A 22,027-nucleotide genomic window follows, 5' to 3' on the forward strand; every position below is an offset into this window, starting at 1 on the left:
GTCTTACAGGACAAGCGTACTGTTAGGATTACGAGCGCCGCCGACACAGCCCGTCGCGGTGAGAACTAACCGGGAGTTGATGTGAGCAGCAAGGATTCGGTGAATTCGTTTGGAGCCCGCGACACACTGAAGGTCGGGGACAACAGCTACGAGATCTACCGCCTCGACGCGGTAAAGGGAATCGAAAAACTGCCCTACAGCCTCAAGGTGCTCGCCGAGAATCTGCTGCGCACCGAGGACGGCGCCAACATCACCAAGGACCACATCGAGGCGATCGCGAACTGGGATCCGTCGGCCCACCCGAGCGTCGAAATTCAGTTCACCCCGGCGCGGGTGATCATGCAGGACTTCACCGGTGTGCCGTGCATCGTCGACCTGGCCACCATGCGTGAGGCGGTCGGCGATCTGGGTGGCGACCCGGACAAGGTCAACCCACTGGCACCCGCCGACCTTGTCATCGACCACTCGGTGATCGCCGACCTGTTCGGCACCGCGAATGCGTTCGAGCGCAACGTCGAGATCGAGTACGAGCGCAACGGCGAGCGCTACCAGTTCCTCCGCTGGGGTCAGGGCGCCTTCAACGACTTCAAGGTGGTGCCGCCCGGTACCGGCATCGTGCACCAGGTCAATATCGAGTACCTGGCGTCAGTGGTGATGAACCGCGACGGCGTGGCCTACCCCGACACCTGCGTCGGCACCGACTCCCACACCACAATGGAAAACGGCCTCGGCGTCCTCGGCTGGGGCGTCGGCGGCATCGAGGCCGAAGCGGCCATGCTCGGCCAGCCGGTCTCGATGCTCATCCCCCGCGTCGTCGGCTTCAAGCTGTCCGGCGAGCGCCAGCCCGGCGTGACGGCCACCGATGTGGTACTCACCGCCACCGAGATGCTGCGCAAGCACGGCGTGGTCGGCAAGTTCGTCGAGTTCTACGGCGAGGGCGTCGCTGAGGTGCCGCTGGCCAACCGCGCCACGCTCGGCAACATGAGCCCCGAATTCGGCTCCACCGCAGCGATTTTCCCGATCGACGAGGTCACCATCGACTACCTGCGGATGACTGGGCGCAGTGACGAGCAACTCGCGCTGGTCGAGGCCTACGCCAAGGAACAGGGCATGTGGCACGACCCCAAGCATGAGCCGAAGTACTCCGAGTACATCGAGCTGAACCTGTCCGATGTCGTGCCGTCGATCGCCGGGCCGAAGCGCCCGCAGGACCGCATCGCCCTCGGCGAGGCAAAGACGGCCTTCCGCAAGGACATTCACAACTACGTAGAAAACCCAGCGGAGAACCCCGTTCCGCACTCCAAGCTCGACGAGGCCGTCGAGGAGTCGTTCCCGGCCAGCGACCCGGCGGTGCTCTCGTTCGCCGACGCCGACGCCGTCGTTCCGTCGGCGGCCGCGGGGTCGAACGGCCGGCCGAGCAAGCCGGTGGACGTGAAGTCCGACGAGCTCGGGGAGTTCGTTCTTGACCACGGCGCGGTGGTGATCGCCGCGATCACCTCGTGTACCAACACCTCCAACCCCGAGGTCATGCTCGGCGCCGCCCTGCTGGCCAAGAACGCCGTCGACAAGAGCCTGACGTCAAAGCCGTGGGTGAAAACCACCATGGCGCCCGGCTCCCAGGTCGTCACCGACTACTACAACAAGGCCGGGCTGTGGCCGTACCTGGAGAAGCTCGGCTTCTACCTCGTCGGCTACGGCTGCACGACGTGCATCGGTAACTCCGGACCGCTGCCGGACGAGATCAGCAAGGCCGTCAACGACGCCGATCTGTCGGTGACCGCGGTGCTGTCCGGCAACCGCAACTTCGAGGGCCGCATCAATCCCGACGTGAAGATGAACTACCTCGCGTCGCCGCCGCTGGTCATCGCCTACGCGCTGGCCGGCACGATGGACTTCGACTTCGAGAACGAGCCGCTCGGGAAAGACGAGAACGGCAACGAAGTCTTCCTCAAGGACATCTGGCCGTCGCAGAAGGACATCAACGACACCATCGCCGCGGCGATCAACCAGGAGATGTTCGTCAAGAACTACGCCGATGTGTTCAAGGGCGACGACCGGTGGCGCAACCTGCCGACACCCAGCGGCAACACGTTCGAGTGGGCCGAGGATTCGACGTATGTGCGCAAGCCGCCGTACTTCGACGGCATGCCCGCCGAGCCGGAGGCGGTGACCGACATCCAGGGCGCCAGAGTGCTGGCGCTGCTGGGCGATTCGGTGACCACCGACCACATCTCCCCCGCAGGCAGCATCAAGCCGGGCACCCCGGCCGCGCAGTACCTCGACGAGCACGGGGTCGACAAGAAGGACTACAACTCCTACGGCTCACGGCGCGGTAACCACGAGGTGATGATCCGCGGCACATTCGCCAACATCCGGTTGCGTAATCAACTTCTCGATGACGTGTCGGGCGGCTACACCCGCGACTTCACCGAGGGCGGCGAGCAGGCGTTCATCTACGACGCCGCGCAAAATTATGCGGCGCAGGACATTCCGCTGGTTGTCTTGGGCGGCAAGGAGTACGGCTCCGGTTCGTCGCGCGACTGGGCGGCCAAGGGCACCAGTCTGCTCGGTGTGCGTGCGGTCATCACCGAATCGTTCGAGCGCATTCACCGCTCGAACCTGATCGGCATGGGCGTGATCCCGCTGCAGTTCCCCGAAGGGGAATCGGCAGCGTCGCTGAAGCTGGACGGAACCGAGACGTTCGATATCACCGGTATCGAGGCGCTCAACAGCGGCAAGACGCCGAAGACGGTGCATGTGACCGCGACGAAGAGCGACGGCGGCAAGGTCGAGTTCGACGCGGTGGTGCGCATCGACACCCCCGGTGAAGCCGACTACTACCGCAACGGCGGCATTCTGCAGTATGTGCTGCGCAACATGTTGAAGTCGTAAGGACTTCTCATGCCACGGGTGACCGATGACCATCTAGCGGCCCGCCGCCGCCAGATCCTCGACGGCGCCCGGCGGTGTTTCGCCGAATACGGCTACGACAAGGCGACCGTGCGGCGGCTCGAGCAGACGATCGGGCTGTCGCGCGGCGCCATCTTTCACCACTTCCGCGACAAGGACACGCTGTTCTTCGAGCTGGCCCGCGAGGACGCCGAACGAATGGCCGACGTCGCATCGCGGGAGGGCTTGATCCAGGTGATGCGCGACATGCTCGCCGCGCCCGATCAGTTCGACTGGCTAGCCACCCGGCTGGAGATCGCCCGAAAGCTTCGTAACGATCCCGCGTTCAACCGCGGATGGTCCGAGCGGTCTGCTGAGTTGTCGGCGGCGACGACCGCCCGGCTGCGCCGCCAGAAGCAGGCCGGCCGACTGCGTGACGACGTGCCCAGCGCGGTGTTGCAGACGTATCTGGATCTGGTGCTCGACGGTCTGGTGGCGCGGCTGGCTTCAGGTGATGACCCCGAAAAGCTCAGCGCCGTACTGGACCTCGTCGAGGCTTCCCTGCGGCAGCAGGAATCCTAGCCAACCAGGTCAGCCCGTCTAACTGGCTCGCCGGCTCCTGTGGTTGGGCCCTCCGCGGCTGCGCATCGTCGTCCCCGACTCGCGCAGCATGCTGTGAACCGAACCGTATGACCGCCCAGTCGATGCCACCAATGAGCGAATGCTGGCGCCGCCCTCATAAGCGCTGCGCAGCTCGTTGAGCAGTTGGTCCCGGGACTTTATTGATTTCTTCATCGACATCTCCCCGCCTCTGATGCCCCGACGCATTCCGTGCATACCCAGCGTAAGAAGCGTTCACACAGCAGCGGGCGGATTTGATGAAACGGTTCGCAATTCGGCTCAGGCCAACTCGATGAGGTCGCGATAGTCGTCGGACCAGAAGTCCTCGGTGCCATCCGGCAGCAGCACCACCCGCTGAGGGTCGAGCGCCTCGGCGGCACCGGGGTCGTGGGTCACGAGCACCACTGCCCCCACATAACTGCGCAGCGCGTCGAGGACCTGTTCACGCGACGCGGGATCGAGGTTGTTGGTCGGCTCGTCGAGCAGCAGCACGTTGGCCGTGGACGCGACAAGGCCCGCGAGCGCCAAACGCGTCTTCTCGCCTCCCGACAGCGTGCCGGCCGGTTGATCCAGCTGCGAACCGCTGAACATGAAGGCGCCCAACAGTCCCCGCAAGTCCTGCTCGCCGGTGTCTGGCGCGGCGTGACGGATGTTCTGCCACACCGTCGCGCCGTCGTCGAGCGTGTCATGTTCCTGGGCGAAGTAGCCGATCTTGAGGCCATGGCCGGGTTCCAACGCCCCGGAGTCGAGTGTCTCGACGCCCGCCAGCACACGCAGCAGCGTGGTCTTGCCCGCGCCGTTGAGGCCGAGGACGACGACGCGCGAGCCCCGGTCGATGGCCAGGTCGACGCCGGAGAATACCTCGAGCGACCCATAGTTCTTGGTCAAACCCTTGGCCACCAACGGGGTACGGCCGCACGCTGCCGGAGTCGGAAACTTGATGCGGGCCACCTTGTCGGCGACCCGTTCCTCGTCCAGCGCTGCCATCATCCGGTCGGCGCGGCGCAACATATTCTGTGCAGCAACGGCTTTCGTGGCCTTCGCACCCATCTTCGCGGCCTGGGCGCGCAGTGCAGAGGCCTTGCGTTCGGCGTTCGCACGCTCGCGGCGGCGACGCTGTTCGTCGGTGGCGCGCGCGTCAAGGTACTTCTGCCAACCCATGTTGTAAACGTCGACCTCACCGCGCACCGCGTCGAGGAACCACACCCGGTTGACGACGTCGGCGAGCAGGTCGACGTTGTGGCTGATGACGACGAGCCCGCCGGTGTGGCCGCGGAGGAATTCGCGCAGCCAGCCCAGCGAGTCGGCGTCGAGGTGGTTGGTGGGCTCGTCGAGTAAGAGCGTGGTCGCGGAACCTGATGCCCCGGCTCCGCCTTCACTCGCGGCGAACAAGATGCGCGCCAGCTCTACACGTCGGCGCTGCCCGCCGGACAGGGTGCGTAGCGCCTGGGTCAGAACACGTTCGGGCAGGCCAAGACTCACGCAGATGCGGCCCGCCTCGCTCTCGGCTGCATACCCGCCCAGGGCGGCAAACCGCTCCTCGAGCCGACCATAACGGCGTATCGCCTTATCGCGGGCGGCGTCGTCGGCGACCTCGGCCATCAGGGCTTGCTGCTTCTCGAGGTCGGCCAGCAGGCTGTCGAGTCCGCGTGCCGACAACACCCGGTCGCGCGCCAACACGTCGAGATTGCCCTCTTTGGGATCCTGTGGCAGATAACCGATTTCCCCGCTGCGAGCGATCGTGCCCGCGTAGGGCTGACCTTCGCCGGCAAGGATGCGCATGGTGGTGGTCTTGCCCGCGCCGTTGCGGCCGACCAGGCCGATGCGATCACCGGGCTGGATGCGCAGCGCAGCGCCGTCGGTGGACAGCAGCGTGCGCGCTCCGGCGCGGACCTCGAGGTCCGTTGCGGTGATCACGCTGCTACTCCTCTGCTATTTGTCGTCGGTGAAGGCCGGTGGACGCTTCTCGGCACGCGCCGCGACCGCTTCTTCGAAGTTGCCGGTGAGCAAACGGACGAAGAGCTGTCCGAGGCCCTCGGCCTGCATGTGCCCCTCCAGGCTAGCGGCGTCCAGTCCACTCCATAGTGTGCGCTTGGTCAACTCGGTTCCCGGCCGCGAAAACGACGCGATCCGCTCGCCGAGCTCGTAGCAAACGTCGAGCAGTTTGTCGTCGGGCACGGCGCGGGACACCAGGCCGATGCGTTCGGCTTCCTCGGCGTCGACGTCGCGGCCCGTCAGCATCAGCTCGAAGGCCCGAGACGTGCCGATCGCGCGGGGCAGCAGATAGGACAGCCCGAGCTCGCTGGCGGTCAGGCCGTTGTTGATGCCCGCCGCGCGAAAGTACGCCCCTGCTGCGGCGATGCGGATGTCACAGGCCAGCGCCAGGCACAGTCCCCCGCCGATCGCCGCGCCATTGACCGCGGCGATCACCGGCTGGTGCATCTTGCGCAGCGACAGGATGACGTCGTCGAGCACCTCCATCGACCGCAGCGCAAACGTCGGCCGGGTCAGCCCGTCGATATGAGGCACCGAGCCGGCTGACTTGTGATCGGCTCCAGACGAGAACCCGCGACCGGCACCTGTGAGCACAATCACCCGGGCGGAGTTGTCGTAGGTCAGTTCTTCGAGGACCTTCTTCAGCGGGACCATGACGTCGAACGCCATGGAGTTCATCCGCTCGGGCCGGTTCAGCGTCACCAGCGCGACTTGCGGTCGCGGGCGGTCGACGAGGACAAAATCCTTTTGCTCGGTCACGGACTGCACGCTATCGCGTGCAGGTCCCTAACCCTCCTGGCCGTTGCTCTGAGCGGCGATCGCGGCGTCGATATCGAACTCTTTGACCTTCTGGACCAGTTCCTCGAGCGCCGCAGGGGGAAGAGCACCGGCTTGGTTGAACACCAGCTTGCCCTTCTTGAAGGCCATCAGCGTCGGGATGGAACGGATGTCCGCCGCGGCCGCGAGCTGCTGCTCGGCCTCGGTGTCGACCTTCGCGTACACCACGTCGGGATGCTGCTCCGAGGAGGCCGCGAAGGTGGGTGCGAAGGCCTTACACGGGCCGCACCACGACGCCCAGAAATCCACCAGCACGATGTCGTTGTCCGTGATGGTGTCGTTGAACTCTTCGGCGGTGATGTCTTTCGTAGCCACGTTGGTCCTAACGCTGGTATCTAGCTGTGTGTTCCCAGCATATGGTCAGGGCAAACTGTCTGCGCTGATCACTGGAAGTTCTTGAACGCCTCGATCAGGCGGTTGCGGAAGGCGGGGTCGAGCTCGTCGTCGCGGATCTTGCCGACCGTGCGCACGGTTTCGCGAAACTGCTGCAGGTAGTTCTCGCAGCCGTCGCAGTCGAGCAGGTGCATGTCGAAACGCGCGCGGGTCTCTAGGTCGAGCGACCCGTCGAGGTAGGCCGTCACCAGCTCGACGAGTTCATTGCAGTCCATGGGTCCGGTACTCATGAGTAGTCCTCTAAGTAGTCTTCGAGCACCTGCCGGACCGCGGCCCGGCCGCGGTGTAACAGCACTCGCTGGTTGGCCACGGTGATGTCGAGCAGCTCACATACCTCGGCTGAGTCGAACCCGAGCAAGTCACGCAGGGTGACGACAGTCCGCTGGCGTTCCGGCAGCTTGTCGAGTTCGCGTCGGGCGATGTCGACGAGCTCCGTCCCCAGCACCGAGCCCTCGGGCGTGTCGGGAAAGGGCGAAGGTTCCTCCCCTACTTTCCAGTGCCCGGGCCATGGGTCATCGCCTGCGCGGAAGCGCGCAGGGTCGACGGTTCCGCCGGTGAACGCCAGCATCGCCGCGTCCGCGTCGCGACGCTCGCGTACGCCCCGAGCCTTGGCGATGTTGATCATCACGGTGAAAAGCCAAGTGCGAAGCGAGGATCGGCCTTCGAACTTCTCGGCGCCTTTCAGGAGTGCGATCCAGGTTTCCTGCACCACCTCTTCGGCGATCTCATGACTGCGCACGTATCCGCGCGCCACGCGCAACATCGAAGGTGTGTGTTGGTCGACGAGTCGGGAAAACGTTACTTCGTCGCCGTCGCGCAGCGCGGCGATCAGGGTAGTTTCGTCGATTGTTTCGGTCATTGCCGATCACAGTTCCCTTCGCCCGCGCTCGAAGAAATCGGCGATGCGCGAGGTGAGAGCGTCGACGTCATGCGCGGGATTGAGGGGGTACAGCGCCCCGAACGGCGCATTCCAGAATGGGCCGATGCGCTTGGTCCACGGGCTGACATATGCGTACGGCGCCGGGTGGTAATCGTCGCCGGCTGAGACGCCATAGTTGACCTCGTCCTCGGTGGCCGCGACGTCGAAGTGTTCAGGCCATAGCACCGGATGACAGTCGGGCAGAACACGCTTCAGCGCATAGCCGCCGGCGTAGTGGCTTCGGTTTATCCATTCGGCCCCGGCCGCGTCGAGTTTCAGCACGGCGTCGGGCGGCAGCGGGTCGACGATCTCGTACACCCCTTCAGGCGGCCCCGCGTCGATGCCTGCGATTTCGGCGATCACGTTGAGCGGCGCGGCGAGGGCAACCGCGTCGTTCGGCAACACGAGCTCCGTGCCGTGCACGGCCAGCGGAATGGCCACGCCGGCGAAACCGTCGGCGCGTACAGCGAGGCGGATGGTGCCGGCCGCCCGGTACTGCGGTCCGGCGATCAAGCTTTCGGCGACGCCACGCAATTGGCGTCGGGTGGCGACGTAGGTCTGGTCGAAACCGTCACCCATCGTGGCTCCTCTCCGGCTTCTCTGTCGTAGTGCCGTGACCCGACCTCAGCGTTACACATCCGTAAGGACACCGACGGCGCGAAACGAGCAATAGCCGAAGTTCGGGTGCCTATTCTCGGCCTCATGTGAAATAAGGAGGGCCGGATGGCTGTCGACCGCCAAACCGTGGACCTGAGCGAGTACCCGAACCTCGTGGTGATCTGCCTCGGCATGCGCGTGCGACGTCCACGCGGAATGCTGCACTTGGTCGGACTGGGACATCAGATCCAGAAGTCGTGGAAGACGCAGCCGGATGGCCTGCTCCTACACGAGGATTTCATCTGGTCACTGTTCCCACCGCACCTCGGGATGCGCCAATACTGGCGCGACCTCGACAGTCTGGAGCGCTGGACCCGGTCGGAGCCGCACAAGCGTTGGTGGCAGCAATTCCTGAGGGACTCTGGCGGAACTGGCTTCTGGCACGAGACATATTTGATGGGCGGCGGCATTGAAGCGATTTACGACGACATGAATCGTCCGAGCGGCATGGCCCGTTTTGCGCCGACGCGTCCAGCTCGCGGCGCGATGTTCTCGGCGCGGCGCAGGGCGCTACGTACGGAGGAGCCGACGATCGCGCCAGTGGTCGCCGAGGCTGACTACTACCCCAATTAGCCGCACTGCAGCGGTTTTTCGAATCAGTGTCGCCGAATTTACGTGGCCATCTCCGCGGTCATATCTCTGACGTCAGTCAGAAGTTTGCATAGCGGCGGCCATTTCCGCGGCGCGATCGGCATTGGCCATCAGCTGCTCCTGTCGCTTCGGCCACCAGAACAGCTCGACAAGCAGCAGCACAATATAGATGCCAGACGCCACGGCATTTCCCCACGTGCCGAAGACGCCGTCCCATATCGCGGTGGCCACGGCGACGACAAGAACGAGTGGCACCAGCCATCGAAACGGTCGAGCCTTATCGGCCGCCTCATGCATCCCGCGGCTGTAGTCGATAACCGCCTTGGCAAGCCCGACGTCGCCTATATGTTCGCCACGTCGGGCCGTCCGCGCGACGACCACCCGTTGCTCACCGGTGAGGTCACGTGCGCCGGGCCAATAGCGCGACATTCGGCGATGCATCCAGATGCCATAGAAGACGCCGGTGATGACGAGCACGATGACGGCGGACAACAGGAAGCCGGAATCGATCCATGCCAATGCAGCCAGTGCGATCCCGACGGCGCCGCCGACCGTCACTGCGCGACGAAAGGAACCGCCTCGCCATACAAGTGCCGGCACCGTGACCACGCGGTAATTGTGGCGGCTGGTGTAGCCCGGAGGCGTGCAATTCGCCACACCAAAGGCTGCGCGATCCACAGGCGAAGTGAGCAACTGCTATCGGGCGACGACTTCTGACTTAGGGTGGAGGGGTGGCGACGCTGGAAGATCTCGAGGCGCGGATTGCGGCTCTGGAAGCGTCGCAGGCCGACTACCGCGCGGTTCTGGCTGCCACGAACGCCCTCGGCGCGAACCAGCGGGAACAGTCGCTTCGCCTGGCCGCGCTCGAAACTCGGGTGGACGAAGGCTTCCTAGAGACCCGTGGGCGGTTCCGTTCAGTCGATGAGCAGCTCGCCGAAATCAAGGACTTGATCGTTGGCCGCCATAACGGCGCCTAGACGGTGAAGCCGAGAGCCCTCAGCTGTTCACGGCCGTCCTCGGTGATCTTGTCCGGTCCCCACGGCGGGTTCCAGACCCAGTTGATCTTGATCTCGTTCACCAGGCCGCTGCCGATGAGCGCGGTGCGGGACTGATCCTCGATCACGTCGGTGAGCGGACAGGCCGCCGAAGTCAGCGTCATGTCGATGAGCGCAACGTTGCCCTGCTCCCCTTTTTCGACGTTCATGCCGTAGACAAGGCCGAGGTCGACGACGTTGATCCCGAGTTCGGGGTCGACGACGTCGCGCATCGCCTCTTCGAGGTCGGCGAGCAGCTCGTCGTTAGGCGCTGCGGTCTCGCTCATCCTGTGTCTCCTCATTCATTCGAACCAAAACTCTGCCCGCTGCGCTCGCCTGCGCGAGCGCGTCCTTGAAAGCCATCCAGCCCAGCAGCGCGCACTTCACCCGCGCTGGGTACTTCGCCACACCTGCGAACGCGATGCCGTCGCCGATGACATCCTCGTCACCCTCGATGGTGCCGCGCGACGAAACCATTTCGGTGAACGCCGCGACGGTCTTGAGCGCGTCGCCGACGCTCTGGCCGATCACCTGATCGGTCAGCACCGAGGTGGATGCCTGGCTGATCGAACAGCCCTGTCCGTCATAGGAGATGTCGGCCACCTGCTCCCCGTCGTCGCTCAACGCGACCCGCAGCGTGACCTCGTCCCCGCACGTCGGATTCACTTGATACGACTGCGCGTGATACGGCTCCCGCAGCCCACGGTGGTGCGGATGCTTGTAGTGATCGAGGATCACTTCCTGATAGATCTGCTCAAGGCGCACTGTCAGTCCCTGCCAAAGAACTCGACGGCCCGACGCACGCCGGCCACCAGCCGGTCGACCTCGTCAAGCGTGTTGTAGACCGCGAAGGAAGCCCGCGCGGTGGCGGCGATGCCGAACCTGCGATGCAGCGGCCACGCGCAGTGGTGACCGACGCGGACGGCCACCCCGTCGTCGTCCAGCACTTGACCCACATCGTGCGCGTGGACCCCGTCGACCACGAAAGACACCGGTGAACCACGGTTTTCCAGCGACGTCGATCCGATGATCCGAACCTCGTCGATACCCGAAAGACCCGCCAGCGCCGCTGCGACGAGCTCGTTCTCGTGCTCTTCGACGGTGTCCATGCCGATCGCGCCGAGATACCGCGCTGCAGCGGCTAGCCCGACGACCTGTGAAGTCATCGGCGTACCCGCTTCGAACCGCTGCGGCGCAGGCGCGTATGTGGTGGCTTCCATCGTCACGGTCTCGATCATCGAGCCGCCGGTGATGAAAGGCGGCATCGCGTTCAGCAGCTCCCGCCGGCCGTACAGCACGCCAATGCCGTTGGGGCCCAGCATTTTATGGCCGGAAAAGGCCGCGTAGTCGACATCCAGCGCGTGGAAGTCGACGGGCTGGTGAGGCACGGATTGGCAGGCGTCCAGCAGCGTCAGCGCACCGACCGCCTTTGCCCGCGCGACAACCTCCGCCACGGGTGCGACGGCACCGGTCACATTGGAGTGGTGGCTGAACACAACCACTTTGACGCGTTCGTCGAGCTGCAACGACTCGAGGTCGATCCGCCCGTCGTCCGTCACGCCGTACCATTTGAGCGTCGCGCCGGTGCGGCGAGCCAGCTCCTGCCATGGAATCAGGTTGGCGTGGTGCTCGAGCTCGGTTGTGACGATCACGTCGCCAGGGCCGACCGCGCCGTCAAACCGGTTGTCGCCCAACGCGTACGAAACCAGATTGATGGCCTCGGTGGCGTTCTTGGTGAACACCAGCTCGTCGGTATCCGCGCCGACGAACGCCGCGATGTCCGCGCGGCCCTGTTCGTAGGCGTCGGTGGACTCCTCCATCAGCTGATGCGCGCCGCGATGGACCGCGCCGTTGGAGGTGAGCAGGAACTCACGCTCAGCGTCGAGCACCTGAACGGGTCGCTGCGACGTCGCACCGGAATCCAGATAGGCCAGCTGATTTCCGCCGCGCATCACTCGTTTCAAGATCGGGAAGTCGGCCCTGATCTTGGTGAGGTCAAGAGTCTTAGCGGCGGACGAGAGGAGCACCTCTTGTGCCCGAGTCATGTCAGGCTCCGACCGCCTGGGTGAACCGCTCGTAGCCGTTGGCATCGAGTTCTTCTGCCAGTTCGGGACCACCGGACTCGACGATGCGACCGCCGACGAACACGTGCACGAACTGCGGCTGGATGTAGCGAAGGATGCGGGTGTAGTGCGTGATCACCAGAATCCCGCCGTGTGTTTCCTCGGCGTACCGGTTGACCCCTTCGCTGACCACTCTCAATGCGTCGACGTCGAGGCCGGAGTCGGTCTCGTCGAGGATCGCGATCTTCGGCTTGAGCAGCGCGAGCTGCAGGATCTCGTGACGCTTCTTCTCACCGCCTGAAAAGCCTTCGTTGACACTGCGTTCGGAGAACGACGGGTCGATCTCGAGCGCTTCCAGCGCGGTCTTGACTTCCTTCACCCAGTGCCGCAGCTTCGGCGCCTCACCGCGCACCGCCGTCGCCGCGGTGCGCAGGAAGTTCGACATCGACACACCCGGCACCTCGACCGGATACTGCATGGCCAAGAACAGGCCGGCGCGGGCACGCTCGTCGATACTCATCTCCAGCACGTCCTGCCCGTCGAGCGTGATCGAGCCGGAGGTCACCTTGTACTTCGGGTGACCGGCGATCGCGTAGGACAGCGTCGACTTGCCAGATCCGTTGGGCCCCATCAGCGCATGCGTCTCGCCCGACTTCACCGTGAGGTCGACGCCCTTGAGGATCGGGATATCGGTCCCGTCTTCCTTGGAGACGACGCTGACATGCAGGTCTTTGATTTCCAACGTGGTCATGAGGTGGCTGTCCTCGATTCCGTGATCTCTAGTTCGTGTTCGATGGCGTCGGTGAGGCGTTCGCGGACCGCAGGCACAGCGATCTTCTGAATCAGCTCGCCGAAGAAGCCGCGGACGACCAGGCGACGGGCCTGGTCCTCCGGGATGCCTCGGGCCTGCAGGTAAAACAGCTGCTCGTCGTCGAATCGGCCGGTGGCGCTGGCGTGTCCGGCCCCGACGATCTCGCCGGTCTCGATCTCCAGGTTCGGCACCGAGTCGGCGCGCGCGCCGTCGGTGAGCACCAGGTTGCGGTTGGTCTCGAACGTGTCCGTCCCAGTGGCGTCGGCCCGGATCAGCACGTCACCCACCCAGACCGTGTGTGCGTCGGGCTTGTTCGACTCCGGATCGCCTTGCAGCGCACCTTTGTACGTGACGTGCGAGCGGCAATTGGGCTGGGCGTGGTCGACCAGCAGCCGAGATTCGAAGTGCTGGCCGTCGTCGGCGAAGTAGAGCCCGAGGAGCTCGGCGTCGCCGCCTGGCGCGCAGAACCGGGCACGCGCTGTGAGCCGCACCAGATCACCGCCGAGGGTCACCGCGACGTGCCGCAGCACTGCATCCTTACCCAGCGACGCGTGATGGCTGCTGATGTGCACTGCATCGTCGGCCCAGTCGGCGATCGAAACCACCGTCAGACGCGCCGCATCGCCGACGACGAATTCGATGTTGTCGGCGTAGGTGCCGCTGCCGCGCTGGTCGATGACGACCACGGCTTCTGCGAGTTCGTCGACGCGCACCTGCAGGTGCCCGTACGCGGTAGCCCCTTCGCCGGGCCCGGTGACGACGATCTCGATCGGCTCCTCGACGACGGCGCCCTTGTCGACGGTGACCAGTGTCGCATGGTTGAACGACGAAAAGGCCTGCGCGGCAACACGGTCGGCGGGTACGCCGCCCTGGCCCAAGCGTTGGTCACCACGGCGGACGATCTCCGTCGTGACGCCGGGGCGCTCCGTGACGTCAATGTGAGCGTGGCCGGTCGCCGTGGCGGAACCGTCGTGCAGCCCGCGCAGCCGGCGCAGTGGAGTGAATCGCCAGATCTCGTCACGTCCGTGCGGCACCTCGAAGGCGTCGACATCGAATGACGTGAACAGCTCTCCCTTGTTGATTCCCTCGACCGCAGTAGTCAGGTCCGCCACCTAGCCCACCGCGCCTTCCATCTGGAGCTCGATCAGCCGGTTGAGCTCCAACGCGTACTCCATCGGAAGCTCCTTGGCTATCGGCTCGACGAAGCCGCGCACCACCATGGCCATCGCTTCGTCCTCGGTCATGCCGCGACTCATCAGATAGAACAACTGGTCCTCGCTGACCTTGGACACGGTTGCCTCGTGGCCCATCGTGACGTCGTCCTCGCGGATGTCGACGTACGGGTAGGTGTCGCTGCGGCTGATCGTGTCGACCAGCAGCGCATCGCATTTCACGCTTGAGCGCGATCCGTGCGCACCCTTGTTGACCTGAACCAGGCCGCGATACGACGCGCGGCCGCCGCCGCGGGCCACCGACTTGGACACGATGTTGCTCGACGTGTTGGGCGCCAGGTGCAGCATTTTCGCGCCGGTGTCCTGGTGCTGGCCCTCGCCGGCGAACGCCACCGAGAGCACCTCGCCCTTGGCGTGCTCGCCGGTCATCCACACGGCCGGGTACTTCATCGTGACCTTCGAGCCGATGTTGCCGTCAACCCACTCCATGGTGGCGCCGGCCTCAGCACGGGCTCGCTTGGTGACCAGGTTATAGACGTTGTTCGACCAGTTCTGAATCGTCGTGTAACGGCAACGGCCACCGGGCTTCACGATGATCTCCACGACCGCCGAGTGCAGCGAATCGCTCTTGTAGATCGGTGCGGTACAGCCCTCGACGTAGTGAACGTAGGCGCCCTCGTCGACGATGATCAGCGTCCGCTCGAACTGGCCCATGTTCTCGGTGTTGATCCGGAAGTAGGCCTGCAGCGGGATGTCGACATGCACGCCCGGCGGCACGTAAATGAACGACCCACCGGACCACACCGCGGTATTCAGGGCCGAGAACTTGTTGTCGCCGGCCGGGATCACGGTGCCGAAGTACTGCTTGAAGACCTCCGGGTGTTCCTTCAGCGCGGTATCGGTGTCGAGGAAGATGACGCCAAGGGCCTCCAGGTCCTCGCGGATCTGGTGGTAGACGACCTCCGACTCGTACTGCGCGGCAACGCCGGACACCAGCCGCTGCTTCTCCGCCTCGGGGATGCCGAGCTTGTCGTAGGTGTTGCGGATGTCCTCCGGCAGGTCATCCCACGTCGCCGCCTGCTTCTCAGTGGAGCGCACGAAGTACTTGATGTTGTCGAAATGAATGCCCTCGAGGTTGGAGCCCCAGTTCGGCATCGGCTTCTTGTCGAACGTGCGCAGAGCCCGCAGCCGGGTCTCCAGCATCCACTCCGGCTCGTTTTTCTTCGCCGAGATGTCACGCACCACCGCCTCGGACAGCCCGCGCTGCGCGCTGGCGCCCGCCACGTCGGAGTCCACCCAGCCGTAGCCGTACCGGCTCAGCGAGGCGATGGCCTCGTCCTGGCTGAGCGGTTCGCCCACCTTGTGGATCTCGGGAGTGGTCGTCATGTCGACGCTCCTTGCTTGCTCGTGGTGGCTTCGACGCGGGCTGTGCGCCGAAGGATTGTTGGCTTGTCCAACGGGACGTGCGTCGTGCACGCACAGTCGCCGTTGACGATCGTGGCGAGCCGCTGCACATGCGTGCCGAGGATCTCGGCGAACGCCTCGCGCTCGGTCTCGCACAGCTCGGGGAACTCCTCTGCCACGTGCGACACGGGGCAATGGTGCTGGCAGAGCTGAATTCCGTGAATCGGCCCGCTGACCGGGGTGGTGCTGGTCGCATAACCGGCCTTGGTCAGCGCGGCGGCGACCCGATCCGCCTTTGACTCAACGTCGTCGGGTCCGTCGCTTAGTCCCGCCAGGATGCTGTCGATGCGCCGGCGCGCGAAGGTTCGCACCGCGTCGTCGCCGCCGATCTCCCGCAGCTGGCGCATCGCTGCGACGGCTAAGTCGTCGTAGGTGTGGCCCAGCTTGGCCCGGCCTGCGGCGGTCAGCCGATACCGCTTTGCGGGACGGCCGCGTCCGCTGTGCTGCCACGACGCCGCAGCGGACGACTGCGCATCACCGGCATCCATCAGGGCGTCCAGGTGCCTGCGCACGCCCGCGGCGGATATTCCGAGCCGTCCACCGATCTCACCAGCTGTGATGGGTCCGGCCTCCAGCAACAGCTGGACGATCGCACCGCGCGTATGGCGATCGCTGTCGGGACCGAATTTCACAACACTATTGTGACGGAATTCGGGGACGGGGTAAAGCAAGGGTGCCCTTATGGTGACGGGCGCCATAGCGGTGACGGCTACGCTGCTGTGATGGCTGCGAGCCTACTGTCCCTCAGCACGTCGATTGCCGGCTGGCACGGCGACGAGCGGACTGTCGGTTCCCCGCTGAACGATGCCGAGCTCATCGCGCTGCGGCGCACCCGCCTGTTCGGGGCCACCGGCACGGTCTTGATGGCGATTGGCGCCCTCGGCGCAGGCGCGCGGCCGGTCGTGCAGGATCCGACGTTCGGCGTGCGGCTGCTCAACCTTCCCTCGCGCATCCAGACAGTCTCGCTGACGATGACGACCACCGGCGCAGTGATGATGGCCGTCGCGTGGCTGATGCTCGGACGTTTCGCGTTGGGCAACCGGCGGATGTCGCGCAGCCAGCTGGACCGCCTGCTGCTGCTGTGGGCGATACCCCTGCTGATGGCGCCGCCGATGTACAGCCGCGACGTGTATTCCTATCTGGCACAAAGCGAGATCTCGCTACAGGGACTAAACCCGTACCGGGTCGGCCCCGCGCCGGGCCTGGGCCTCGACCACGTGTTCACGCTGTCGGTGCCGAACCTGTGGCGGGAAACACCTGCGCCCTACGGTCCGCTGTTCCTGTGGATCGGCCGCGGCATCTCGAGACTGACTGGCGAGAACATCGTCGATGCCGTGCTGTGTCACCGGCTGGTGGTGCTCGCCGGCGTGGGCCTCATCGTGTGGGCCACCCCGCGGTTGGCCCGGCGGTGCGGCGTCGCCGAGGTGAGCGCTATGTGGCTTGGGCCCGCCAACCCGCTGTTGTTCATGCACCTGGTCGCCGGCATCCACAACGAAGCGCTGATGCTCGGTCTGATGCTGGCGGGCACGGAGTTCGCGCTGCGCGGCATCGGAGCCGCGAAGCCGGCGACATCAAGCACCGCTGCAGTTCCATTTGTCCCCCGTCCGCTGGCCTGGCCGCGGGGCCGCGAGCAGTGGGCACGCTGGTATCCACTCGCAATGCTGGTATTGGGCAGCGCGCTGATCACGATGTCGTCGCAGGTAAAGCTCCCTTCTCTGCTGGCGCTCGGGTTCGTCGCGATGGCGTTGGCCTGCCGGTGGGGCGGCACGGTCAAGGCTTTCTTTGTCGCAGGCGGATCGTTGGGTACGGCGTCGCTGGCGGTGATGGCGCTGATCGGGTGGGCCAGCGGCCTTGGCTTCGGCTGGATCTACACGCTGGGCACCGCGAACGTCGTCCGCAGCTGGATGTCGCCGCCAACGCTGCTGGCACTCGGTACGGGACAGGTCGGGATCCTGCTAGGGCTGGGCGATCACACGACGGCCGTGCTGGCGTTGACTCGTGGCATCGGTGTCTTCCTGATAGCTGTCGTGGTGACGTGGCTGCTGATCGCCGTGCTGCGCGGCCGGCTGCATCCGGTCGGCGGGCTCGGGGTGGCACTGGGCGCCACCGTGTTGCTCTTCCCGGTGGTGCAGCCCTGGTACCTGCTCTGGGCGATCATTCCGCTGGCATGTTGGGCGACGCGGCCGCGGTTCCGCGCAGCCGTGATTGTGGTCACTCTGGTCATCGGCATTTTCGGGCCGACGGCGAACGGAGATCGCTTCGCGTTGTTCCAGATCCTTCTCGCGACGGCGGCCAGCTTCGTGATCGTTCTGCTGCTCATCGGCCTGACATACTCCCGATTGCCGTGGCGCAAGCTGCCCGACACCGGACCAGACGAGAGTGAGAGACCGGTGCCTCCCGTCGCCCAGCCGGTGCTACCGGCGCCGCAGCGCGCCAAGCCCGGCGCTTACGCTGAATCCCCGTGACCTCCGGCTCCGGTGTTGTCGGCTCCTCGCGCGAGCGCTCGTCGGCTGTCCCCGTGCAACTGCGCGGGGTCAGCAAGCGGTACGGGACGACGACTGCGGTGTCAGACCTCGACCTCGACGTGCAGACTGCCGAGGTGCTTGCGTTGCTCGGCCCCAATGGCGCCGGGAAGACCACCACGGTCGAAATGTGCGAGGGCTTCATCAAGCCTGACGCCGGCAGCATCGAAATCCTCGGCCTCAACCCCGTCACCGACAACGCGCGCGTGCGTGAGCGGATTGGCGTGATGCTGCAGGGCGGCGGCGGGTATCCGGCGGCGCGAGCCGGTGAGATGCTGAACCTCGTCGCCGCATATGCCGCCAACCCGCTCGACCCGCAGTGGCTGATGGACACTCTCGGCCTGACGGAAGCGGCACGCACCACGTATCGACGACTGTCGGGTGGACAGCAGCAGAGGCTGGCGCTGGCTTGCGCGGTGGTGGGCCGCCCGGAGTTGGTGTTCCTGGACGAGCCGACCGCAGGCATGGATGCGCACGCACGAATCGTGGTGTGGGAGTTGATTGATGGCCTGCGCCGCGACGGTGTCACGGTCGTGCTGACGACGCACCAGCTCACCGAGGCCGAGGAGCTCGCCGACCGGATCGTGATCATCGACCACGGCGTCGCCGTGGCCGCCGGCACGCCCGCGGAGCTGATGCACAGCGGCGCGGAGAACCAGCTGCGGTTCCGCGCGCCCCGCAAGCTGGACCTGTCGCTTCTGGTGTCGGCCCTGCCGGAGAGCTACAAGGCGACCGAGACATCGCCGGGCGAATACCTCATCGAGGGACACATCGACCCGCAGGTGCTGGCCACCGTGACGGCATGGTGTGCACGATTGGACGTGCTGGCCACCGACATGCGCGTCGAGCAGCGCAGCCTTGAGGATGTTTTCCTCGACTTGACCGGCCGGGAGCTCAGACCGTGACGAGCGCTTGCGCGAGGAACCAACAATGACGACGAGCGCTTGCGCGAGGAACCAACAATGACGACGAGCGCTTGCGCGAGGAACCAACAATGACGACGAATCGCTTTGCGCCAGGAACGTTTACGCCGGACCCGCGACCTGCCACCGTGCCGACGATGCTCGCCGCGCAATTCGGGCTCGAGCTGAAGCTGCTGCTGCGCAACGGCGAACAGCTGCTGCTGACGATGTTCATTCCGATCACGCTGCTGGCCGGGTTGACGCTGCTACCGCTGGGAGACTTCGGGCCGGACCGTGCGGCGACGTTCGTGCCGGCGATCATGGCGCTCGCGGTGATCTCGACGGCGTTCACCGGGCAGGCGATCGCGGTCGCGTTCGACCGTCGCTATGGCGCGCTGAAACGCTTGGGCGCAACGGCGCTGCCGGTGTGGGGCATCATCGCAGGCAAGTCGCTGGCCGTGGTGGCAGTCGTGTTCCTACAGTCAATCCTGTTGGGCGCCATCGGTTTTGCGCTGGGATGGCGGCCGAACATCGCCGGGCTGGTACTCGGCGCGGCGATCATCGCGCTTGGTACCGCGGGCTTCGCCGCGTTGGGCTTGCTGTTGGGTGGCACGCTGCGCGCCGAAATCGTACTGGCCGTCGCCAATCTTTTGTGGTTCGTCTTCGCCGGCCTCGGCGCGCTGACGCTGGAGGGTGGCATGGTGCCGCACGGCGTCGCGTGGATCGCCCGGCTGACGCCGTCGGGCGCGCTGACCGAGGCCCTGTCGCAGGCGATGACGCTGTCAGTGGACTGGTTCGGGGTGGCCGTGCTCGCGGCGTGGGGTGCCGTCGCGGCGCTGTGCGCCCTGCGCTGGTTCCGCTTCACCTGATTCCAGGTGGGCGGGCCGGCCACCGAAGGCTTCCACGATGCGGAAGCGGGCGCCTTCGGCCGCACCACCGCCCGCAGCCGACGGGACAGCTCCCAGCGGATGTGGTCAGTCGGATGCCATGCCAGATAGCGGTCGATGACCACGCCGCCCTAGAACATGGTGCCGCCGAGGCGAGGAACTCGACGATGCGATCCGGGCAGCGGTCCTCGACCTGCTCGCCGAGCACGGCCCCGGCGGCGTGACCATGGAGGCTGTCGCGGCCGCCGCCCGTACGAGCAAGCCGGTGCTGTACCGCCGCTGGCCCGACAGCGCGAGCCTGCTGCGAGACACCTTGCTGCGTTTGGCAACTGCGGCCATCCCTCACGAGGACACCGGCAGCTATCGCGGCGACGTGCGCCCGGACGTGCCCGTCGAGATCGCCCGCGAACTGGGCCAGAGCGTGCTGTGGCACCGGCTACTGGTCACCGGCGATCCGATCACCGACGGTCTCGTTGTGCGGCTCGTCGACGAAGTCCTGGTGCCGTTCGTCGCGTCCAGATGACTTGATCGGGTTTGCCCGTGTACTGCCGGAAACGTCAATATGATGCGCAGATGCCAAGTGCCGGCGTTTTGCACAAGCCCGAGAACTTGGCGCTGGGCGCGGCCCTCACCACGCTGTCGTTTCTTTGTGTGGCCCTGGTGAGCGCTTTCGGAAAGGCAGCAGGCCAATACACGTCGACCGGCGTCGTTGTGCTGTTCCAGAACCTGATCTGCCTTCTCGTCGTTCTTCCGATCGCATTGCGCGGCGGCTGGGATCCGCTGCGAACCCAGAAAATCGGCCTGCACATCGTGCGTGCGGCTACCGGAACCGCTTGCTGGTACGCCCTTTTCGTCGCGATGACGATGATGCCGTTGACCAACGCGATCCTGTTGACCTTCAGCGCTCCACTGTGGATGCCCGTCATCGCCTGGGTGGTGTCGCGGCAGAAGTCGTCGACGGCCACATGGGTCGGCGCAGGAATCGGCTTCGTCGGCGTGGTTCTGGTGTTGGGCCCTCAGCGGCACCATTTCACCGTCGGCTACCTGTATGCGGTCGCGGGCGCGCTTCTCCTAGCCGTCGCGCTGATGTCCGTCCGGTGGCTCGGGGCGACCGAGCCGATGCCTCGAATTCTCTTCTACTACTTCCTCTTCTCGACAGTGATGGTCATTCCGATCGCAGTTGTGCAGTGGCAGCCGTTGGTGACGCGGGCCTGGATCTACCTGATCGCTGTCGGGTTGGCACAGCTGTTCTCACAGGTGTTCATCGTGCTTGCGTACCGCTACGCGTCATCGGTCAAGCTTGGCCCGATTGTCTACACGGTCATCGTGTTCACGGCGTTGATCGACTGGGCGGTTTGGGATCATCCGCCAACGCTGTTCGTGGTACTGGGCATGGTGCTCGTCATCGGTGGCGGACTCGTTTCGATTCGGGGAAAGACCACCACGCGGCCGGCAGTTATCGAAAGTTAAAGGACGGCAACATGAGCCAGTGGATCGTCAGCAACGTCCCATCCTGGTTGCTTCTTGCCGCGCTCGTTGTCGGTATCACTGCTGGGACACTTATTCTCCTGAAGTTCGTCCGCCGTCGCTACCCTCGGCTCCAGGAGGGAGAACACAACGACATCGCGAAGGTCGGATTCTCCGTCGTCGGACCGGTTTACGGCTTCATGACCGGCTTCATCGTGGTCGTGCTGTGGGGACAGGTGAACTCGGCAGACCAGGTCGTGCGGACCGAGGCGACCTCGGCGGTGCAACTGGTGAGGGACGCCAACGCGTTCACCAAGGCCGACGGCGACCGAATCCGGCAGACCTTGCTGGAATACGAACGTTCGGCGGTGGCCGAGTGGCCGGCAGCTGCGCGCGGCCGCTCCACGCCTGAGGCCGAGAACGCATTGGCACGCCTGTACACCACCTATGCAGACATCCAGCCCACCGACGACAAACAACGGAGCTCTTTGACCAGCTCGCTGGCCTCCCTCAAACAGCTGAGTACGTCGCGCACGGAACGGCTGATCATGGCACGCACCAACACCGGCCCCACGTGGTCGCTGTGGGGAGTCGTCTTCCTGGTCAGCGGACTGGTTCTCGGGTTCGCCGTCATCATCGGTGAGGCGCAGGGCCGCATGCATTTCGTCATGGTCACCGCGGTCAGCGTCCTCGTTGCCGTGATCTTGTTCCTGATCACCGAACTGTCGCATCCATTTCTCGGCGAGATCGGTACGTCACCCGAGCCTATGCGTGCGGTGATCGACGCTGTGGAGTCCCAATAG

General features: G+C 65.2%; 25 protein-coding genes. 10 read left to right on the forward strand and 15 right to left on the reverse strand.

All coding sequences use genetic code 11. The features are described from left to right. Positions 1-81: 81 nt before the first annotated feature. Positions 82-2,892 (forward strand): aconitate hydratase AcnA, encoded by a 2,811-nt coding sequence (gene acnA, locus VJV41_RS28340; protein ID WP_325339472.1) that lies wholly within the window; start codon positions 82-84, stop codon positions 2,890-2,892. Positions 2,893-2,901: 9 nt separating this feature from the next. Next, positions 2,902-3,471 (forward strand): helix-turn-helix domain-containing protein, encoded by a 570-nt coding sequence (locus VJV41_RS28345; RefSeq protein ID WP_325339474.1) that lies wholly within the window; start codon positions 2,902-2,904, stop codon positions 3,469-3,471. An 18-nt stretch (positions 3,472-3,489) separates the two neighbouring features. Here VJV41_RS28345 and VJV41_RS28350 read toward each other — a convergent pair whose 3' ends face one another. From VJV41_RS28350 to VJV41_RS28380, 7 genes are all read right to left on the reverse strand, one after another. Continuing rightward, positions 3,490-3,684 carry a helix-turn-helix domain-containing protein gene (locus VJV41_RS28350; protein WP_325339476.1) on the reverse strand — a complete coding sequence of 65 codons (195 nt, stop codon included), beginning with the start codon at positions 3,682-3,684 and terminating at the stop codon, positions 3,490-3,492. A gap of 105 nt (positions 3,685-3,789) precedes the next feature. Continuing rightward, positions 3,790-5,427 (reverse strand): ABC-F family ATP-binding cassette domain-containing protein, encoded by a 1,638-nt coding sequence (locus VJV41_RS28355; protein ID WP_325339478.1) that lies wholly within the window; start codon positions 5,425-5,427, stop codon positions 3,790-3,792. Positions 5,428-5,442: 15 nt separating this feature from the next. Continuing rightward, positions 5,443-6,273: an enoyl-CoA hydratase gene (locus tag VJV41_RS28360; RefSeq protein WP_325339480.1), complete on the reverse strand. Its 831-nt coding sequence runs from the start codon at positions 6,271-6,273 to the stop codon at positions 5,443-5,445. 18 nt (positions 6,274-6,291) lie between these two features. Next, positions 6,292-6,657, reverse strand: a complete 366-nt coding sequence (gene trxA, locus VJV41_RS28365) for a thioredoxin (RefSeq protein ID WP_325339482.1) — start codon at positions 6,655-6,657, stop codon at positions 6,292-6,294. A 68-nt stretch (positions 6,658-6,725) separates the two neighbouring features. After that, a complete protein-coding gene (locus VJV41_RS28370; protein WP_325339484.1) occupies positions 6,726-6,965 on the reverse strand; it encodes a zf-HC2 domain-containing protein in 240 nt (79 codons plus the stop codon). Next, positions 6,962-7,594 (reverse strand): RNA polymerase sigma factor, encoded by a 633-nt coding sequence (locus VJV41_RS28375; protein ID WP_325339486.1) that lies wholly within the window; start codon positions 7,592-7,594, stop codon positions 6,962-6,964. The genes VJV41_RS28370 and VJV41_RS28375 overlap by 4 nt, the downstream gene beginning before the upstream one ends. A 6-nt stretch (positions 7,595-7,600) precedes the next feature. Then, positions 7,601-8,233 (reverse strand): hypothetical protein, encoded by a 633-nt coding sequence (locus VJV41_RS28380; RefSeq protein WP_325339488.1) that lies wholly within the window; start codon positions 8,231-8,233, stop codon positions 7,601-7,603. 144 nt (positions 8,234-8,377) lie between these two features. Here VJV41_RS28380 and VJV41_RS28385 point away from each other — a divergent pair, with 144 nt between their 5' ends. Beyond that, positions 8,378-8,884, forward strand: coding sequence for a phenylacetaldoxime dehydratase family protein (locus VJV41_RS28385; RefSeq protein ID WP_325339490.1), 507 nt, complete (start codon positions 8,378-8,380; stop codon positions 8,882-8,884). Positions 8,885-8,956: 72 nt separating this feature from the next. Here the strand turns inward: VJV41_RS28385 and VJV41_RS28390 are convergent, their stop codons facing one another. After that, the gene (locus tag VJV41_RS28390) at positions 8,957-9,511 is read right to left on the reverse strand and encodes a hypothetical protein (RefSeq protein WP_325339493.1); all 555 of its coding nucleotides are present in this window, start codon (positions 9,509-9,511) and stop codon (positions 8,957-8,959) included. 122 nt (positions 9,512-9,633) lie between these two features. Here VJV41_RS28390 and VJV41_RS28395 point away from each other — a divergent pair, with 122 nt between their 5' ends. Then, positions 9,634-9,879, forward strand: coding sequence for a hypothetical protein (locus tag VJV41_RS28395; protein WP_325339495.1), 246 nt, complete (start codon positions 9,634-9,636; stop codon positions 9,877-9,879). Here VJV41_RS28395 and VJV41_RS28400 read toward each other — a convergent pair. Genes VJV41_RS28400 through VJV41_RS28430 form a run of 7 tightly spaced genes read right to left on the reverse strand, consistent with a single transcriptional unit; the run spans position 9,876 to position 16,144 of the window. Beyond that, positions 9,876-10,223, reverse strand: coding sequence for a metal-sulfur cluster assembly factor (locus VJV41_RS28400; RefSeq protein WP_325339497.1), 348 nt, complete (start codon positions 10,221-10,223; stop codon positions 9,876-9,878). The genes VJV41_RS28395 and VJV41_RS28400 overlap by 4 nt on opposite strands. Continuing rightward, the gene (gene sufU / locus VJV41_RS28405; protein WP_325339537.1) at positions 10,201-10,707 is read right to left on the reverse strand and encodes a Fe-S cluster assembly sulfur transfer protein SufU; all 507 of its coding nucleotides are present in this window, start codon (positions 10,705-10,707) and stop codon (positions 10,201-10,203) included. The genes VJV41_RS28400 and sufU overlap by 23 nt, the downstream gene beginning before the upstream one ends. Continuing rightward, complete coding sequence (locus VJV41_RS28410) at positions 10,704-11,981, reverse strand: cysteine desulfurase (protein WP_325339499.1); 1,278 nt, start codon at positions 11,979-11,981, stop codon at positions 10,704-10,706. The genes sufU and VJV41_RS28410 overlap by 4 nt, the downstream gene beginning before the upstream one ends. Position 11,982: 1 nt before the next feature. Next, positions 11,983-12,750, reverse strand: a complete 768-nt coding sequence (sufC, locus tag VJV41_RS28415; RefSeq protein WP_325339501.1) for a Fe-S cluster assembly ATPase SufC — start codon at positions 12,748-12,750, stop codon at positions 11,983-11,985. Beyond that, on the reverse strand, positions 12,747-13,922 hold the full coding sequence (gene sufD, locus VJV41_RS28420) for a Fe-S cluster assembly protein SufD (RefSeq protein ID WP_325339503.1): 1,176 nt from the start codon (positions 13,920-13,922) through the stop codon (positions 12,747-12,749). Before sufD ends, sufC begins: the two co-directional genes overlap by 4 nt. After that, positions 13,923-15,368: a Fe-S cluster assembly protein SufB gene (gene sufB / locus VJV41_RS28425; RefSeq protein ID WP_325339505.1), complete on the reverse strand. Its 1,446-nt coding sequence runs from the start codon at positions 15,366-15,368 to the stop codon at positions 13,923-13,925. Further along, positions 15,365-16,144: a helix-turn-helix transcriptional regulator gene (locus VJV41_RS28430; RefSeq protein ID WP_414685076.1), complete on the reverse strand. Its 780-nt coding sequence runs from the start codon at positions 16,142-16,144 to the stop codon at positions 15,365-15,367. Before VJV41_RS28430 ends, sufB begins: the two co-directional genes overlap by 4 nt. 24 nt (positions 16,145-16,168) lie before the next feature. Here VJV41_RS28430 and mptB point away from each other — a divergent pair, with 24 nt between their 5' ends. The 6 genes from mptB to VJV41_RS28460 all read left to right on the forward strand — a co-directional run bounded on the left by mptB (position 16,169) and on the right by VJV41_RS28460 (position 22,027). Continuing rightward, positions 16,169-17,911: a polyprenol phosphomannose-dependent alpha 1,6 mannosyltransferase MptB gene (mptB, locus tag VJV41_RS28435; RefSeq protein ID WP_325339510.1), complete on the forward strand. Its 1,743-nt coding sequence runs from the start codon at positions 16,169-16,171 to the stop codon at positions 17,909-17,911. Beyond that, a complete protein-coding gene (locus VJV41_RS28440; RefSeq protein WP_414685077.1) occupies positions 17,908-18,873 on the forward strand; it encodes an ABC transporter ATP-binding protein in 966 nt (321 codons plus the stop codon). The genes mptB and VJV41_RS28440 overlap by 4 nt, the downstream gene beginning before the upstream one ends. Before the next feature lie 89 nt (positions 18,874-18,962). Further along, positions 18,963-19,739, forward strand: a complete 777-nt coding sequence (locus VJV41_RS28445) for an ABC transporter permease (RefSeq protein ID WP_325339511.1) — start codon at positions 18,963-18,965, stop codon at positions 19,737-19,739. 190 nt (positions 19,740-19,929) lie between these two features. Then, complete coding sequence (locus VJV41_RS28450) at positions 19,930-20,280, forward strand: TetR/AcrR family transcriptional regulator (protein ID WP_325339541.1); 351 nt, start codon at positions 19,930-19,932, stop codon at positions 20,278-20,280. A 50-nt stretch (positions 20,281-20,330) separates the two neighbouring features. Continuing rightward, positions 20,331-21,227, forward strand: coding sequence for a DMT family transporter (locus VJV41_RS28455; RefSeq protein ID WP_325339513.1), 897 nt, complete (start codon positions 20,331-20,333; stop codon positions 21,225-21,227). 11 nt (positions 21,228-21,238) lie between these two features. Then, positions 21,239-22,027, forward strand: a complete 789-nt coding sequence (locus VJV41_RS28460; RefSeq protein WP_325339515.1) for a DUF4239 domain-containing protein — start codon at positions 21,239-21,241, stop codon at positions 22,025-22,027.

This window comes from Mycobacterium sp., assembly GCF_035274705.1.
In the GTDB taxonomy this organism is placed as follows: domain Bacteria; phylum Actinomycetota; class Actinomycetes; order Mycobacteriales; family Mycobacteriaceae; genus Mycobacterium.